The following is a 16,588-nucleotide window of genomic DNA, read 5'->3' as shown; positions in this document are numbered from 1 at the left end:
ATGAAGATTATGTTCAGACTAGATAATAAGGTGGCATTGGTTACTGGTGCCTCGGGTGGAATTGGTCAAGCGATTGCCAAGGCATTTGTTCAGCAAGGGGCAAGGGTTGTTTTGTCGGGAACCAGGGAAAACGTTTTAAGAGAGGTTCAAAAAGAGTTGGGTGAACAGAACGCATTTGTTCAAACAGCCAACCTCAAGGATCAGGAATCTTTAAAAGCGCTTATCCCGAATGCAGAGAGGCAGGCAAATGCACCTGTCGATATCCTGGTTAATAGTGCCGGATTAACGCGGGACAATCTTTCAATCCGAATGAAGGAATCGGAATGGTCCGAGGTTCTGGATGTGGATTTGTCTGTGCCCTTCCAATTATGTCAGATTGCGTTAAAGGGAATGGTTCGCCGGCGTTCAGGACGCATTATCAATATCGCTTCGATCATTGGGTTTATTGGTAATGTTGGTCAGGCCAATTATTCAGCTGCAAAAGGCGGATTAATCGCTATGAGTAAAAGTCTGGCGTTAGAAGTGGCGAAAAAAGGCGTTACCGTTAATGTTATTGCCCCCGGTTTTATTGAAACACCAATGACTGCCGTATTATCAGAAGAGCAACAATCTAGATTATTACAAAGAATTCCAAGAAATAGAATGGGACAGGTGGAGGATGTTGCATCCGCAGCTGTCTATCTGGCTTCTGAAGAGACAGATTGGGTTACTGGAACATGTTTGCATGTTAACGGTGGTATGTATATGGTGTAAAGATCCTTGCTTTGTGAACCATTTGAACATTTTATAAAATTATAATATTGCTTTTGCTTGGTTATTTGGGGGAAATGTGATATTTCCCCAATACCATTGTGATAAAATCGTATAAAGTTCTAAAAATTCTTTGGAACTTTGGTAATATAGTATAAACATGTAAGCTTTATAGCTGTAAAAGGACGAATATAATGAGTGAAATTGCTGACAAAGTAAAAAAAATTGTTGTTGAACATCTTGGTGTTGAAGAATCAAAGGTAACGCCTGAAGCTTCCTTTATTGATGACTTGGGTGCGGACAGCTTGGATACAGTTGAACTTGTTATGGCTTTTGAAGAGGCTTTTAATGTGGAAATTCCTGAGGATGCCGCAGAAAAGATTGCAACAGTCAAGGATGCTATCGATTATATTGAAAAACAGAAACAAGCATCTTAATTAAAAGTCTATAACATTATCGATTCATAAAACTTACAGGATAATTTAATGACGAGTACAAGTTCATGGCCACACCGCAGGGTAGTTGTTACTGGAATGGGGATTGTAAGCCCTCTTGGAATTGGTATCGATAATGTTTGGAAAAGACTTGTTGCAAGCGAAAGCGGCATTGACAAAATCAAAAGTTTTGATGCTTCACGTGTTGCTGCACGTATTGCTGGGGAAGTTCCTGAAGGTTCAAAGGAAGAGGGCAGGTTAAACCTGTCTGAATGGATCCCCGTTAAAGATTTAAAGAAAATGGACCGTTTTATTCAATTGGGTTTAGTGGCGGCTATTCAGGCAGTGGAGGATTCTGGCTGGACACCCAAAAATGAAGCGGATCAAATGGCTACCGGTGTCATGATTGGTTCAGGAATTGGTGGGCTGCAAACCATTTATGAAACCTCAATCAAGGTTAATGAAGGTCAGGCTCGAAAAGTTTCTCCGTTCTTTATTCCATCTGCCTTGATTAATTTGGTTTCAGGATATGTTTCCATCAAATATGGCTTTAAAGGGCCCAATCATGCGGTAGTGACAGCCTGTGCAACAGGAGTGCATGCTATTGGAGATGCAAGCCGTTTGATTGCGCTTGGCGATGCTGATGTAATGATTGCCGGAGGAGCGGAAGCGGCTGTATGTGAATTGGGTATTGCAGGGTTCTGTTCTGCCAGAGCATTATCCACGGGGTTCAATGATACACCTACAAAAGCGTCAAGAACCTGGGATAAGGATCGTGACGGATTTGTTATGGGAGAAGGTGCCGGTGTTCTTGTGTTAGAAGAATATGAACATGCGAAAGCCCGTGGCGCAAAAATTTATGGTGAGGTGGCTGGATATGGCATGTCAGGTGATGCGTATCATATCACTGCTCCAGCAGAAGGGCATGAAGGTGCTTATCGTGCAATGGCATCGGCCATTAAGCATTCAGGATTATCATTGGAAGATATCCATTATATTAATGCGCATGGTACATCAACCATGGCGGATGATCTTGAACTTGAAGCTGTCGAGCGGTTGTTTGGGGATGCAAGCAAACATTTGGCAATGTCTTCAACAAAAACGGCTATTGGTCATTTATTAGGTGCAGCAGGTGCGGTTGAGGCGATCTTCTCTCTATTATCAATATGTAATAATGAGGTGCCTCCCACTTTGAATCTTGATAATCCATCAAGGGAAAGTGTCATTGATCGTATAGCTCATACTGCCCAGCAAAGAAAAGTTGATGCTGCCCTATCCAATAGTTTCGGTTTCGGTGGCACGAATGCGAGCCTGATTTTTAAAAGAATATGAAAATTTACTAAGATATATCATGGGTTAAATTGTAATGCGTCGATTGTTATATGGGGTCAGTGCATTACTTGTATGCCTGCTTGCTGTATTCTTTTACGGAAAATATACCTATTTTGCTCCCGGTCCTTTGGATAATGTTAAAAATGTGGTTATTGCCAAGGGAAATGTCGCGGCAATATTAAACCAACTTCAGAAAGAAAAGGTTGTCACTCAATCCTATTGGGGCAGTTTTATTTTTCGTAGTGGCATAAAGCTGACAGATAAGGCCGGGACGTTACACGCGGCTGAGTTTTCTTTTCCAAAGCAGGCATCGATTCAACAGGTTATCGATATCTTGCGGTATGCAAAACCTGTACAGCATAAATTAACCATTCCAGAAGGGCTGACAGCCTATCAGATTGCGAATTTGGTTAATGATGCCCCCTATATGACAGGACAGATACAGCCACCAGAAGAGGGAACGGTATTGCCCCAGACCTATGCCTATGAATGGGGTATGTCTCGTGAAAAGATGATATTCCGTATGCAACAGGCAATGCAGAAAAAACTGCAAAAAATCTGGGGTGAACGACAGGTTCTTGCTGAGATAAAAACGCAACAGGATTTGGTTACCCTTGCCTCAATTGTTGAGCGGGAAACCGCTTTAAAACGCGAACGTCCCATGGTTGCCCGTGTATTTATCAATCGCCTGCATCTTGGCATGCGATTACAATCAGATCCCACAGTGATTTATGCCCTGACTGATGGAAAAAATGATTTTGATCGCAGGCTAACTCGACAGGATCTGGAAATTGTCAACCCATATAACACTTATTGGACCAGCGCTTTACCGCCTACACCAATATGCTCTCCTGGTGAAGCCGCTATGGAGGCTGTTGCACATCCTGCAGAAGGAAAAATATTATATTTTGTTGCAAATGGAACGGGTGGACATAGTTTTTCAACAAGTCTTGCAGAACATAATCACAATGTTGCCGCGGAGAAAAAAAGATAGTTTTTAAAAACTATCTTTTAAAATATAGTATGGTTTTTTTATTTTCTGGATTTTGAAGGGGCGGGCAAATTTTCAGATTTAATATTATGTGATGAGGAGCCTTTTTGTGGGGCAAGGTCAATCGCACCTGAATCATCATTGGTATTGGCATCGCCATTATCATCTTCTACATTATGATTTTTGGATGATTTTTTTTCAGGTTGGACATTTTTTGCCATATTTGAATATTTGATCAGGATTTTACGCAGACGGTTTGCCGCTGGATTATTAACGCGCATTGCCATGACAATATCTTCTGGTCCCACAATCTGGTTATAATATTTATGATTGGCACTACTGTTAATTTTTAATTTAGATCCTTTTAGAGATGCTCCGATAAATAATCCTGATGCTTTTTGCAGGTTATAAATATCGGCTGTATCCTTGTTGGCATCGCTACTGGATTTTGCTGCTGTTGCAGAGGCACTGGCTCCCATTGTGAATTGGCTGTCCAACAATTTGCGCAAACTGCGTTCGTTCATGATGAAAAGCATGACTTCTGTATTTTGTACACCAAGCTGTATACCAAAAGAGCCACTTGACATTTTGTAAAAAGCAGGACTGGACCAAGAATTTCTTGCATCCCTAGAAAGAAGCACACAATCTCCCCCGGAGCCTCCAAACACGAGGGAGATATGTGTAATATTTGGGCAAATCATCACTGCCCTGGCGTTTTTTAAACGGGTATAGACACGGCTGGATGTGGGAATATTTGCAAAGACATCCTCAACTGTTAAAAGAGAATGGTCCACAATAGATTGTACTTTGTCAGTTTTGGCCTTGGCATGCTGAAGAGAAAATATTGACAGCATTGAAAAGCAAAACATCGTACCATATTTAAAGATGAAATTATTTTTCATAGGATTAAACAATATAGTTCAGATTTGATGAAAAAGAAAAGACAGATCGGTAGTTTAACATAAAAGCGATTTATGATAAGGATATATGAAGTGTTTTCGAGAGGATATCCGAAATTCCTGGAGCTGCGGTTAAAATAGGTGTCATTTGATGAAGGCCACCATTTTCCAAGAAAGGTGAAATACAGGCACCAGCTTCTCTAAGTAAAACGAGTGCTGCCGCCACATCCCATAAATTAATGGCCATTTCAAAATGTCCATCCAGTCTACCGCTCGCAACATCGACGAGGGACATGGTGCCAGAACCCAAAGTGCGAATCATTGCGCCAGTTTTTAAGATAGCTTCTGCATTTTTTAGAAATTCATCGATTTTACTGACGTGACTCCAGCCCAGTTCAATCATGGATATTTTTGGATCTTTAACATCGGAAACATGAATGGGCTTTTCATTCATGAATGCCCCTTTTCCTAGACGGGCAGTATAGAATTCGTTTACGCATGGAGCTGCAATAATACCGAGAGTGGGAACATTTTCTTCCATAAGGCCAAGAGAAATACACCACCGATTTCTGCCACGTGCATAGTTTGATGTTCCATCGATAGGGTCGACAATCCATCTTAACGACCCTGAACGTGTTTTCCCCTTTTCCTCTCCTTGAAAACCATCTTCGGGAAAGAAGGATTGAATTGCTTTTGAAATATAGGTTTCGATCTTGCCATCTGTTTCGGTCAACCAGTCTTGGGCATGTTTAAGGGATCCTTGGGGTCCCCCTGGACTGGGCCGCATTTGTAAGGCAATTTCAGATGCATTTTTGACAATTTCTTGTGCAGCTATAAAACGACGTGAAAGTGCGTCACTCATAATTGGTCTTAACCTTAAATGATTGAATGAATTTAAATCATATGATTATAGTGAATTTTATCAGAAATATTTAATTTTTTATAGAATCAGATTGTTTACTATTTTAAGATAAAAATTTGATAAAGATGAAACGTATTATTTTTATTTAAAAAATAAGGAACAAATTATGTCTCAGGAAGTTAATTTGGTTGCTATACTGGAAATTGATGAAGGGGCCTGGTCAAAAATTTCAGATGCTGTGAATGTGTGTGTTTCTCGTTCAAGAGAGGAAAAAGGAAATCATAGCTATACAGCCTATTTTCAAAGTGACAAGCCTAATAAAATTGTTTTTATTGAACGTTGGGCAAATCAACAGGCTTTGGATGCGCATTGCGAAACGGAACATTTCCAGAATCTGATGCGCGTGGCAAAACCTTTTGCTGTGAAGCCCCTTGAATTACTGAATTTAATACCCGCAAAATAAATTTGTATTTCTGATGTCGATTTTTGAAACGGATATATGGCGCATTGGTATTGTCAAGGCACCGGTTGAGGATGTGATAGCTTGTGATGTTTGCGATATTCATTGGATAAAAGAGGAGGATACGTTCAAATTTCTTGCTGATCCTTTTGGCCTCTATAGAGATAATAAACTATATGTTTTTGCGGAAGCATATGATTACAGAGATCGTCATGGCCGTATAGAGGTATTAATTCTTGATCAACAGCTTTCACTTATTGATCGAAAAATTGTATTGGAGAAACCCTGGCATCTATCCTATCCAATGTTAATTGAGGATCAGGGGTTGGTTTACATGCTGCCAGAGGCATACAAATCAGGTGAAACCAGTTTATATAAAGCAGTTGAGTTTCCATTTCATTGGGAGAAGGTATCTTCTTTTTCTTTTCCTGAAGTGGCCATTGATCCGACTGTATTATTTTATAATGATTTATGGTGGATGTTTTATACCCCTGTAAGGGAAGGGTTAAGTCGGCAAAGCGTTTTATCTGTTGCCTGGTCGGAAAGTCTCGCAGGAACATGGCATTCTCATTCACTTAATCCCGTAAGGATTTCCCCCTCAAGTGCACGTCCTGGTGGTAATGCAGTCATTACATCTCAGGGTATTATTTTACCGACACAGGATTGTAGCCTGACGTATGGAGGGGGACTAACATTTTTAAACATTATTGAATTAACCCCTGATCAATTTGAAGCAAGAATTACAGGTCAGTTCAATAAAGGTTCAATATTTGGCGAATATAATCAAGGGGTGCATACATTAAGTAAGGCTGGCCCCTATAGTCTGATAGATGGCAAAAAAATACTTAGACAGCCTGTGAGGCGTTTCTTGATTGACAGGCGATATCAAATACATGGAACATTTTAAAAAACTTGGAATATTTATTGATTTTAAACCAATGAAATGTGTAAGAATTGATTTAATTTGATCGGTCAGACATCAAATTATTAACCAAGTGGAGATCATCAGGTTTATCCACATCCACGGCAGCCTGCCCCCAGGGTATAATTACAAAATGGATCTTAACCTTGGTTAATTTGAAAATTCTTTTTTTAAGTGCTTTTCTAGTCAAGCGATGCAGGATATATCGCAAGATTATCGAATATCCCAATAGCAAGCCCATTTTTAGTGGACTTTTGCGATAACTTTCCAATTTTTGCCAAAGTTTTGCGACTTGAATGGACCTTGGTGTTCGAAACATAAAAATATTGCAACCAGAAAAAGAACCGTCAGCTAATTTGATGTAAGTTCTTTTTGTGTTTGGAACATCTTTTTCAATCTGTTCCTTTAGCGCGATACCAACAGCAAGGTCACATTGTGAGGCCTCCGCTTCCTGTATGAAATATTCCACCCATTCCGGTTGAAGTAAGGGGTTATCAGCGGTTGTTATTAATAGGGGGGTTCCCAATGCTTGAATGGCTTGAATGATGCTTGCACTTGGACCAGGACAGGTGGGAAGATACTTAATAAAATTGGGTAGAATATCCCTAACAACCTCGAACTTTTCAATTGAAACAGCAATTTTATTAATGGATTCTATTTTTGCAAGGGTTTCGGTAACATATTCGATCATTGGTTTTCCCAATACGGGAATAATCGCCTTGTGCGAAACGTGAGCATGCAAAGCCAAAGGATCTTGTTTCTCTTGCCTTGACCCAGCCAGAATTAAAGCATTGATGGGTTCACGTTCCATAATGGCCCCAATTCCTTTTAGGCTGCTTTTTGAGTGTGTTGGGTGCAATCTTTTTTATGCTCCCGAAAATTAGATCCTGCGGGACGATCACGTGGAGGAGCCCCGGTTTTTAGCATAACCCAAGGATAATGTTCAGCTTCTTTCACAGTATATCCCATGTTAAATACAGTTGGGCTCCGTGGGCGTGCCTTGGCATCTTCATAATAGGTACCGAAGACTTTATCCCAAAAATAGTTGGTAATACCAAAGTTTCCCTTTTCATAATGAAAGTGGTGTAAAACATGAACCTGTTTAATATGACTTACATACCTGGATTTTGGTTTATAATTCAAATGTTGAATGCAATGAAAAAATTCATAAAAACATGACATGTACACAGCTGTACCAATAGAGGCAAAGAAACCGCAAAATCCACCAACTAAATATCCCAAGCCGCCCCCAATGATAATGATGGTTGGTATGGTATTCAAGGGTGATCCAAATAATACATTTAAAAGATGGGGATCCTGATGATGATCAAAGTGAATGCGTTTCCATAGTGAAGCCGACCATTTCATTCTGTATAGTAACGAAACATGCATGATCCAGCGATGGATAATATACCAGATTAATGGAAAACCAAATATCATGACGATAATTGAACTTAAAACAGAAACCCATCCATTGAACGTGTAGCAGACGGCGACAATACATCCAATAATAAGGCTGAAATATAATAGGATGGTTGGATGCGTCAAATAGGCCACCCATAATTGTTTTAGTCCCATTTTACCTAAATCGTAACTACGTCCGGAACGTAGGTCTTGATTGCGCATAATTTGAAAGATAGATTGGTTGCTCATTGTTTTTCTTCAACTGATAGAATGATAGTGCATGTAGCTAACATAAAGACAAGGAAGGCAGAAAGTGAAGCCACTGGGGCGGGTATGGTTCCTGCTTTCCCCAAAGCATGCAGGACTTCTTGGAATATAATAAATAACAATCCATATCCCAAACAATAGATGGGGATCCAGCTACGTAACCCGGCACGTGGCGGAATGTAGGTTACAAGTACAGTAATAATTAGCATCATGATAAAAGTAAAGGGTAAACACAATCTTCCCCAAATTGTTGTTTTTATATAATTCGTAGGCATTTTGAAAGGTTGTTGATATGATAATTCTAGAACCATATTATGGATGGATTGTGGCATTGATTTTGAAGATAGTCTTATAAGGGTATGTGGTGTCAGGTTAATATTCCATATTTTTTCTTTTTCATTTGTTAATTCATGAAATTTTAATGGAATATCCGGTTTGTTTTGCAGGAATTTTGCATGAGAGAAAATCCATTGGTGGTTTTTATGAATGACTTCATCAGCAATAAGCACCGAGTCAATATGAGATAAATCACGACGCTTGATGATCGTCAGCCCTGTAATTTTATTTCCTCCATAGGCAATATGATCAATATTGATGATATCAAGATTGCTGTAAAAATAGAAATTATTTTCTTTTTCGGGATGCGGGTTGGTTTTGTTCCACCATGTTGCCAGATCCAGTTCCGTTTTGGGTGTAATTTGGTCAGACATAATAAAACATAGAAAACTTAGCAATAGCGTAACAGGTATTAATTTTTTTATCAGCCCCCATGTCGATAGGCCTATGGATCGTAGGATGGTTATCTCATTGTTGATTGTCAATTGAGTGAGGGCGATCAAGAAACCGATAAGGGTACTTAAGGGTAAAACAGAATTAAAAAGTAAAGGTAATTTCAGCATCATGAAATGAACAACCCCTTTTAGCCCAAGTTGTCGTTCCAAAATGGAAGAGGTTTGTTCCAATAGGGTTAAAACCTCCATGATTGCTGTTAAAATAATGACAGTAGTAAAAGTCGTTGATAACAAGCGACTGGATAAATAAAAGGTTAACACATAACGTTTCAATAATTTTTTCATTATTTATCCGAAGACTTTGAAAAGTGTCTTAACAAATTGCGAGAGGTAAGGAGAAAAGGATTGTTTTTTAAGAATAGACAGCTAAAGCAAAAAAACAAGAATATAAAAAATGGTAGCCATAAAGCGACAAAAGCATTGTCATGTCCGTGTGAAACAAGGGTTAAACCCAGTTGTTGAATATGATCATAGGCAACAAGAATGATTGCCGCGATTCCAAGACCTAAATTTCTTTTACGACGTTTTGGTGTAATGGCTAAGGCGACAGCAAGAAAAGGAATGGCAATAATTGATAAGGCGCGGACTAAACGAAAATGAAATTCAGCCTTTATATCTAAAATTGGAATGTCTTGATAGGTATGGTGCTGAATTTGTTCGTAGAGATTTGTCAGGGTTAGTTCGCGTTCATCGCTGCCTCTTTCCCTAAAAATGTTTTTCTTGTTTGTGTTTTGTATTATTCGTGAAGCATTGGAAAAATCTGTTATATTATTGTTGTTATTCGGATTTAATGTAAGATTTTGACCATCATAAAGGGTCAGCATTATTTTTGAATGATCGGCCAGTGAATAAAAATTCCCTTTATCGGCCAGAATAATTTGTTCAACCAGTTGTTTTTTATCATTTAATTTTGTTTGTCTTATGAAGATTCCTGAAAGCTGGGTTCCATTTTGGCTAGCTTTGTCAACGATCATAACAGTGTGGTTATTGGGTTGAACAATCATATGGCTTTGAATATGGGGTGCCCATCCAGCATGGGAGGCATAAAAAAAAGCTGCGCGAAAATCATATCGGGCATATGGCTGAATATAACCATATAATATTATACAAAAAAAACTGACGGCAATACCACTTATGATGTAAGACCGTGTACATTGAAAAAGGGATTTTCCAGCATTTAATAATGCATCAATTTCATTATTAAGATTTAACTGACGAATACTTGAAAAAATTGATACGCAAAAGGCTGCCGGAATGGCAAGACCAAGATAATGAGGGATCAGATCAGCCAGTAAGCCAAGAAAAGTACTTAGGGGGCTGCTGTCTGCCGCTAATAGGTCAAGTAAAACAAGCAATCTTTCCAGCATCAAGGCGGCAAGGATAACTCCAAGAGAAATAATAAAACTTGGTAGAGCTTGCGCAAAAAGGTAGGAATCCAACATCTTGATGTGGATCGTTGATAAAAATCTGGTTAAACTCTGGTTTTTTAAATGAAATTTCAACAAGGACTTACTGAAAATAGTGATCTATATAAAAGGAGTGGGTTTGAGAAAAATCACCATTTTTGTCTATAAAGCGTACCGTTGAAAATGTATGAAAGTGATCATCCAATTTTTCAATTACGATTTTACGCCAAGCGGCTTGGTGATACGGACGGTTTGAATTGGAAGAGGCTGAAGCAATTCCCAGCATCGGTATATTGGTGTTAAGAAATTTTCGGGTAATGGTACGATGGACATGCCCAAAAAGAATAATCTCGACACCCTCTTCATATAATATTTTTTGCAATTTTTTCCTGTCTTTTAAGGCCTTTCTTTCCGAAACAATTCCTGATACAGGGGGATGGTGCAAAATAACAATCCTGAATAAATTATCTTTTTTAAGTCGTTGGAGTGCATATCTTATTTGATTCAGCTGATAATTTCCAACCTGGCCATTTGCAAAAAAGGGAGGCGTGGGAACGGCTGTATTAATGCCAATGACAGCGATAGAACCATAACGGGTTATGATAGGGTAATCGTCATGATTGTAAGCCTGTGACCAGGGTGACCAAAAAGCGTAGCTATTGTGCCATTGTGTTTTAACAAGCGCATCATGATTCCCTGGGATAATATTTATATTTTTAAAAGGAAGATGATGCAACCAGTCAGCTGCCTGTTTAAATTCCTCAGGCAAAGCCAAGTTGGTGAGATCTCCCGATATTAACAAAAGATCGGGAGATTCTCTGGAAATATCATCAATAATGATATCAAGTCTCTTTTTTTGCAAAGAAAGGCGTCTTTTTTTCCAGGACAGAAAACTTAAAAATCGTTTATTGACAAGGGATAATTTCGGAAATTGAATGCTTTCCAAGGGAAGATGAATGTCCGAAATATGGGCAATTGTAAAGCGTTTCAAAAGAGACTATCCTTAAATATATTCTATGCTATGTTATGTAACACACTTGAAATCATGATAATATAGTTGATTTTTGCACAATTTTTTTCATAAAAGAAGCAAATGGGAAGGAATGATAACATCAAAACTATAAAAACGTTTATTACTCCTCATATTAAATTAAAACAAGATACTATAGAATGTTAGAAGCAATCCGTGAATCAGAATATTGCCTTAATTAAAAATCCTGTCAGTCGATTAAATCAGAAAGAGGATAAGGAATTTACAGATTTTGCCTTGAACTGGTTAGGTGAAAATTATTCTACGCCACGAACTGTTGATGATATGATGCAAACGTTAAATCGTTTTGTCGCAACAGGGGTTGATTGTATCATTATAGATGGTGGAGATGGCACGATTAGTCATGTCATGACAGCTATTTATAGCTGTTATCCACATGATAAATTGCCAAGCCTCATTATTCTTCCTTCAGGAAATACAAATTTAATAGCCAAGGATATTGGATTCGGTATTCGGGGAATCAATGCTCTTAAGCGTATCAGGACTTTGGCAGAACGTCAGCGATTGCATTTTATGGTTCAGCATCGTCATGCATTAAAAATTGAATGGTCTGATCCCTCTCGCCCGCCTGTTTTGGGAATGTTTCAAGGTGCAGCGGCATTTACGAAGGCTATTCAGATTGCACATAACCCGACGATTTTAAAAAATTTTCCTCATGATGGTGCTGTGGCAATCACCATAATAACGTCTTTACTAAAATTATTTTTTTCAAAAACACGGGATTTGTGGCTTAACGGTAATGTATGCTCTTTTTTCATTGATGAAAAGAAATCATATCAGGAGAATTGCTTTTTGTTTTTATCGACGACTTTACAGAGCCTATCTCATGGAATGTGGCCATTTTTTAACCGATATGCAGGGGATGATAGTCTTCATTATTTGAATGTTAAAGCACGTCCTCCACATCTGTTGGCGGCATGTTTCGCCTTATTAAGAGGTAAAACGCCGGAATGGTTATTGAATGATCCTAATTATCTTAGTGGTACCGCCAATAAAATAAAACTGTCAATCAAAGAGGATATTATTCTTGATGGAGAACAGTTTGATACAGGCGAGGATCATTGTATCCTTCTTTCGACCGGTCCCAAATTTTCGTTTGTCCGTTTATAGATAATGTCGGCTGTTTATGTCATCATCCTTGTCACAATTATTAGCCACTTCATTTGATCAGCATTCTGTTCCAGAATCTGTTACCGCCTTTGTTAAACAGATCATAGGAGATCGGCAACCCATAGGTGTTATCTATTACGGTTCTTCTTTATGGAAAAAAGAACTTACAGGTTTGCTTGATTTTTATGTTGTTTGTCAAAATTTGTCTGATTGGTATCCGGAAGATTGTTTTAAAATTGTGATTAATTATTGTCTACCTCCGAATATTGAATATCATGAATGGAGTGAGGGGAATGTTAATTTGAGGGCCAAAGTTGCGATATTATCAATAGATCAACTTCAAAAAGCTACTGCTTTACAATCCATTGATACAACGATGTGGGCGCGTTTTTGTCAGCCTGTTAAGATTCTTTGGTGGAAGGATGATAAAGGAAAACAGGCATTGTTGGATTGTCTCATAAGAGCGGTAAATACAGCCATATGGTGGGCCACTTTTTTAGGGCCAGAATATGGGACTGCGGAAAAATATTGGTGTTCATTATTCCGTCATACTTATAATGTCGAGTTAAGGGTGGAATCAAATAATCGTCCAATGTTGATTTTGGAAAATAGAGAAGATTACTTTACGCAACTTTTAAAACTGGGCTGGCAAAAAGCAGGAATATTCTATAACGAGACAAAGGATTGTTCTCTATTTCCATCTGTGTCAAAGGATCAACGAGAATATGCTAGAAAACGCTGGAAGATTCGGAAAATATTGGGCCGACCCTTGAATATTTGCCGATTAATTAAGGCCGCTTTCACGTTTGAGGGAGGTGCGCAGTATATTGTATGGAAAATTAACCGACACCGTGACATTAATCTTGAGTTGACAGTGTTTCAAAAAAAACATCCCCTTATAAATGCACCCTGGATATTATTCAAATTATATCGACAGGGTTTATTCAAGAGGTAATAATTTTAATTAAGAGTCATCCCTACATCTTTGGCCGCCTGAATGTAGATTTGAACTAGTCGGTCAATCTGTTCTTCTGTATGGGCCGCGGCGATACTCGCTCTTAATAAAGGTCTGTTATCCGGTGTAGCGGGAGGCAGGCTAAGATTAATATAAGCCCCCAATTCTAACACCCTGTTCCAGAAATGAGCAGCCTGAGGTAATTCATTCAAGATGACAGAAACAACAGAGCTGATATCTGGACCAGTTTGAAAACCAGCATTCTGTAATGCATGATAAAACCGGGAGGCATTATTCTTTAGTTTATTTCTCAATTCAGGACGGTTAGCGATGATTTTCAAGTTTTCACGTGTTGCGGCGATTACTTCGGGAGGTAAAGAGGCCGTAAACATGTAGGGTCTGGTACAAAGACGTAATTTATCCATTTGTGGATAATCGGAAACACAATATCCTCCAACAGTACCCAAGCTTTTAGAAAAAGTTCCCACGATGAAGTCAACGTCTTGTTCCACGTTTTCACGTTCTGCAATTCCTCGACCATGTTCACCAAAAACACCAAAAGAATGTGCCTCATCAATCATGAGATAAGCATTTTCCTCTTTCTTGACCTGGATAAATTCTTTGAGGGGAACGATATCTCCAAACATGGAGTAAACTCCTTCCACAACAACCAGTTTAATACCGTTTATATTGCCAACTCGGCGTAATCTCTTACGTAAGTCGTCAGCGTCATTGTGTCGGAAACGTATAATTTGTGCCTGACTGAGTCTGCTGCCATCATAAATACTGGCATGACAGTCCGCATCCAAGAAAAGGTAATCATCCTTACCGGCAAGAGTTGATACCATGCCGAGGGTTGCTTGATATCCTGTTGAAAAAACCATGCAGGAACGACGGTTGAAGAACTGAGCCAGCTCTTGTTCGAGTGATTGATGTAAGGAATAAGAGCCATTGGCAATTCTGGATCCCGTTGTTCCAACACCATATTGCATAGCTGTTTCAGCAGCTGCTTTTCGTGCCTCTTCGGATTGACTGAGGCCTAGATAATTGTTTGTTCCAAAAAGAAGTGTTTCTTTCCCGTTGATAGTACCAACTGTTGCAGTAAGTGTTTTTTCGATTGTAACCCCAAACGGATTGTGCGGGGCAAAGGAAATAAGTTGGTTGAAAGCAGTTTCAAGTGGCTTGAATTTTGTAAATATATCCATAGGAGAGGGCTTTTATTTAAGGGAAACGATGGCATCTGCAAGATCACGAATCGTTCTTACGTCTGTCAGGCGATCCAAAGGAACGGATACGTCTAGTTTATCTTCAATTTCCATGACGAAATTCATGACAGCTAGAGAATCGAATTCCAAATCTTCAATAATTTTGCTGTCTGGTGAAATGTTTTTGGGAACTTTTGGGTTTTCTAATAATGTATCAATAATTATTTTTGAAATTTCTTCAACCGTTTCAGTCATAGTGTTACCTTGTTAAATATCAATATTTGAACGATTATGACTGATTGGATGACATTTAACGCAATCAGTCGCATATCCTAAGGAAAGAATTGATTTATTGTAAATAGCTTTTAAATTCTGTTCAAGAGGCCATAAAATTTCATTTCATACCTGAATTTTTAAAAATGAAATCCGAATTCTCCTTTTAAAAGCATTTGTCTTGCTTTTGCCCGTGTCAATTTTCCAGAGGAGGTTTGCGGCAGGCTATGTGGAGGGACTAACAGGACAGATACTTCTACACCATTTTGTCTTCTAAACAGACTGGTCATATCTTCTTGAAGTCTTTTTCTTTCAGACTCATCAATGGCACGGCATTGGACAAGTGCAACGACAGTTTCCTGATTATTCTTATCAACCGAGAATACAGCGACATCGCGGCTTCTTAGCGAGTTAAAAGCATGTTCAGCCGCCCATTCCAGATCCTGGGGCCATATATTTCGCCCATTAATGATAATCAAATCTTTTTCGCGTCCAATTATGACAATTTCGTTATTTAAAATATAACCTAGGTCACCTGTTTTTAACCATCCTTCTTTGTCAAGAACGGCTTCTGTTTCTTTTTCTTTATTGAAATAACCTTTCATAAGGCTTGGGCCTCGCACGTAAATGCTGCCCGCTCTTCTTTCGGGAAGAATATTTCCATTTTCGTCCCGTATTTCAATTTCATGATCAGGAAGTATCGGACCACAAAGAGTAAAAGTTCTGGTTGTAACGCAAGGATCATTAGAAGGTTTTGCTATACCTGTCGTTTCAAGAAGGGGCAAATCAATAGTATCGGTTTTAAGTCCCTCTCCCAAAGGTGCGAATGAAAGGGCTAATGTCGCTTCCGCCATACCATAGCTTGCGACAAAAGCTTTTGAATTAAAACCATATTTTTGATATTGTTCGGCAAATTGTTCTAAAATATGAGAACGTATCATATCTCCGCCAATACCTGCCGCACGCCAAGAGGATAAATCAAGTTCCAGGGTTGAGGAAGGCATACGGCGTGTACAAAGTTCATACCCAAAAGATGGACTATAAGATAGGGTCCCTTTATTACGACTGATCAGATCCAACCAGACATGTGGACGCCTTGCGAAATCCCTGGTAGGCAAAAGATCAATGGTTAACTGGCATGTCATAGGGGTTAGGAAAAATCCAACCAGCCCCATATCGTGATACAAGGGTAACCATGAAACGCATCGGTCTCCTGTTTCTTTTACTGCCAATCCATAATATGAGATTGCATGAGCATTGGCCAAACAGGCTTTCTGGGTGACAGCAACCCCCATAGGAAAGCGAGTGCTTCCTGAAGAAAATTGAAGATAAGAAAGATCATCAGCCTGAATAACTGGTAATTCTATGGCGCTATTAACTTTTATTTCTTTTAGCTGGGCAGGACTTCCTCCGAACAATAAAGGAAATTTTTCAATAATTTCCCGCGTCCAGCTTTGAATTGTTTGTGGAATAATA

General features: G+C 39.0%; 18 protein-coding genes (1 of these 18 cut by a window edge). 8 read left to right on the top strand and 10 right to left on the bottom strand.

Annotated features, from left to right (window positions below; translation table 11 throughout):
• The first annotated feature begins 9 nt into the window (after positions 1–9).
• The 4 genes from fabG (at position 10) to mltG (ending at position 3,510) form a co-directional block, all read left to right on the top strand.
• Entirely contained in the window at positions 10–753 is a 744-nt protein-coding gene (gene fabG, locus D9V35_RS08095) for a 3-oxoacyl-ACP reductase FabG (RefSeq protein WP_110439040.1), read from the top strand.
• Positions 754–944: 191 nt separating this feature from the next.
• Entirely contained in the window at positions 945–1,187 is a 243-nt protein-coding gene (locus tag D9V35_RS08090) for an acyl carrier protein (protein ID WP_110439039.1), read from the top strand.
• Between the two features lie 48 nt (positions 1,188–1,235).
• A complete protein-coding gene (gene fabF / locus D9V35_RS08085; RefSeq protein WP_122124066.1) occupies positions 1,236–2,516 on the top strand; it encodes a beta-ketoacyl-ACP synthase II in 1,281 nt (426 codons plus the stop codon).
• A 34-nt stretch (positions 2,517–2,550) separates the two neighbouring features.
• Complete coding sequence (gene mltG, locus D9V35_RS08080) at positions 2,551–3,510, top strand: endolytic transglycosylase MltG (protein WP_122124065.1); 960 nt, start codon at positions 2,551–2,553, stop codon at positions 3,508–3,510.
• Positions 3,511–3,548: 38 nt separating this feature from the next.
• Here the strand turns inward: mltG and D9V35_RS08075 are convergent, their stop codons facing one another.
• Positions 3,549–4,409, bottom strand: coding sequence for a lipid-binding SYLF domain-containing protein (locus D9V35_RS08075; RefSeq protein ID WP_240993364.1), 861 nt, complete (start codon positions 4,407–4,409; stop codon positions 3,549–3,551).
• A gap of 70 nt (positions 4,410–4,479) precedes the next feature.
• Positions 4,480–5,268, bottom strand: coding sequence for an inositol monophosphatase family protein (locus tag D9V35_RS08070; protein WP_122124063.1), 789 nt, complete (start codon positions 5,266–5,268; stop codon positions 4,480–4,482).
• Positions 5,269–5,434: 166 nt separating this feature from the next.
• Here D9V35_RS08070 and D9V35_RS08065 point away from each other — a divergent pair, with 166 nt between their 5' ends.
• Together D9V35_RS08065 and D9V35_RS08060 are read left to right on the top strand one after the other, a co-directional pair.
• On the top strand, positions 5,435–5,731 hold the full coding sequence (locus D9V35_RS08065) for a putative quinol monooxygenase (RefSeq protein WP_122124062.1): 297 nt from the start codon (positions 5,435–5,437) through the stop codon (positions 5,729–5,731).
• A gap of 13 nt (positions 5,732–5,744) precedes the next feature.
• The gene (locus D9V35_RS08060) at positions 5,745–6,635 is read left to right on the top strand and encodes a glucosamine inositolphosphorylceramide transferase family protein (protein ID WP_122124061.1); all 891 of its coding nucleotides are present in this window, start codon (positions 5,745–5,747) and stop codon (positions 6,633–6,635) included.
• A 52-nt stretch (positions 6,636–6,687) separates the two neighbouring features.
• Here the strand turns inward: D9V35_RS08060 and D9V35_RS08055 are convergent, their stop codons facing one another.
• The 5 genes from D9V35_RS08055 to D9V35_RS08035 all read right to left on the bottom strand — a co-directional run bounded on the left by D9V35_RS08055 (position 6,688) and on the right by D9V35_RS08035 (position 11,509).
• Complete coding sequence (locus D9V35_RS08055; RefSeq protein ID WP_122124060.1) at positions 6,688–7,461, bottom strand: nucleotidyltransferase family protein; 774 nt, start codon at positions 7,459–7,461, stop codon at positions 6,688–6,690.
• A gap of 17 nt (positions 7,462–7,478) precedes the next feature.
• Positions 7,479–8,303: a sterol desaturase family protein gene (locus tag D9V35_RS08050; protein WP_240993363.1), complete on the bottom strand. Its 825-nt coding sequence runs from the start codon at positions 8,301–8,303 to the stop codon at positions 7,479–7,481.
• Positions 8,300–9,397 carry an LptF/LptG family permease gene (locus D9V35_RS08045; RefSeq protein ID WP_122124059.1) on the bottom strand — a complete coding sequence of 366 codons (1,098 nt, stop codon included), beginning with the start codon at positions 9,395–9,397 and terminating at the stop codon, positions 8,300–8,302. Before D9V35_RS08045 ends, D9V35_RS08050 begins: the two co-directional genes overlap by 4 nt.
• Entirely contained in the window at positions 9,397–10,554 is a 1,158-nt protein-coding gene (locus D9V35_RS08040; RefSeq protein WP_122124058.1) for an LptF/LptG family permease, read from the bottom strand. The genes D9V35_RS08045 and D9V35_RS08040 overlap by 1 nt, the downstream gene beginning before the upstream one ends.
• A gap of 67 nt (positions 10,555–10,621) precedes the next feature.
• Positions 10,622–11,509, bottom strand: coding sequence for a metallophosphoesterase family protein (locus tag D9V35_RS08035; RefSeq protein WP_122124057.1), 888 nt, complete (start codon positions 11,507–11,509; stop codon positions 10,622–10,624).
• 195 nt (positions 11,510–11,704) lie between these two features.
• On the opposite strand from D9V35_RS08035, the gene D9V35_RS08030 reads away from it, so the two are divergent.
• Both D9V35_RS08030 and D9V35_RS08025 read left to right on the top strand, forming a co-directional pair.
• Positions 11,705–12,679, top strand: coding sequence for a diacylglycerol/lipid kinase family protein (locus D9V35_RS08030; protein WP_122124056.1), 975 nt, complete (start codon positions 11,705–11,707; stop codon positions 12,677–12,679).
• A 16-nt stretch (positions 12,680–12,695) separates the two neighbouring features.
• The gene (locus D9V35_RS08025) at positions 12,696–13,634 is read left to right on the top strand and encodes a hypothetical protein (RefSeq protein ID WP_122124055.1); all 939 of its coding nucleotides are present in this window, start codon (positions 12,696–12,698) and stop codon (positions 13,632–13,634) included.
• 5 nt (positions 13,635–13,639) lie between these two features.
• Here the strand turns inward: D9V35_RS08025 and spt are convergent, their stop codons facing one another.
• The 3 genes from spt to D9V35_RS08010 all read right to left on the bottom strand — a co-directional run.
• Positions 13,640–14,839: a serine palmitoyltransferase gene (gene spt / locus D9V35_RS08020; protein WP_122124054.1), complete on the bottom strand. Its 1,200-nt coding sequence runs from the start codon at positions 14,837–14,839 to the stop codon at positions 13,640–13,642.
• A 12-nt stretch (positions 14,840–14,851) separates the two neighbouring features.
• On the bottom strand, positions 14,852–15,094 hold the full coding sequence (locus tag D9V35_RS08015) for an acyl carrier protein (protein WP_122124053.1): 243 nt from the start codon (positions 15,092–15,094) through the stop codon (positions 14,852–14,854).
• 158 nt (positions 15,095–15,252) lie between these two features.
• Positions 15,253–16,588, bottom strand: partial view of a fatty acyl-AMP ligase gene (locus tag D9V35_RS08010; protein WP_122124052.1) — the 3' portion only. Its footprint extends 398 nt past the window's final position; the window shows 1,336 of its 1,734 coding nt (coding positions 399–1,734); the start codon falls outside the window, past its right edge; the stop codon is at positions 15,253–15,255.

Source organism: Commensalibacter melissae (assembly GCF_003691365.1).
Lineage (GTDB): Bacteria > Pseudomonadota > Alphaproteobacteria > Acetobacterales > Acetobacteraceae > Commensalibacter > Commensalibacter melissae.
The sequence above is the reverse complement of the archived record's forward strand: the minus strand, read 5'-3'. Positions and strand labels throughout refer to the sequence as shown.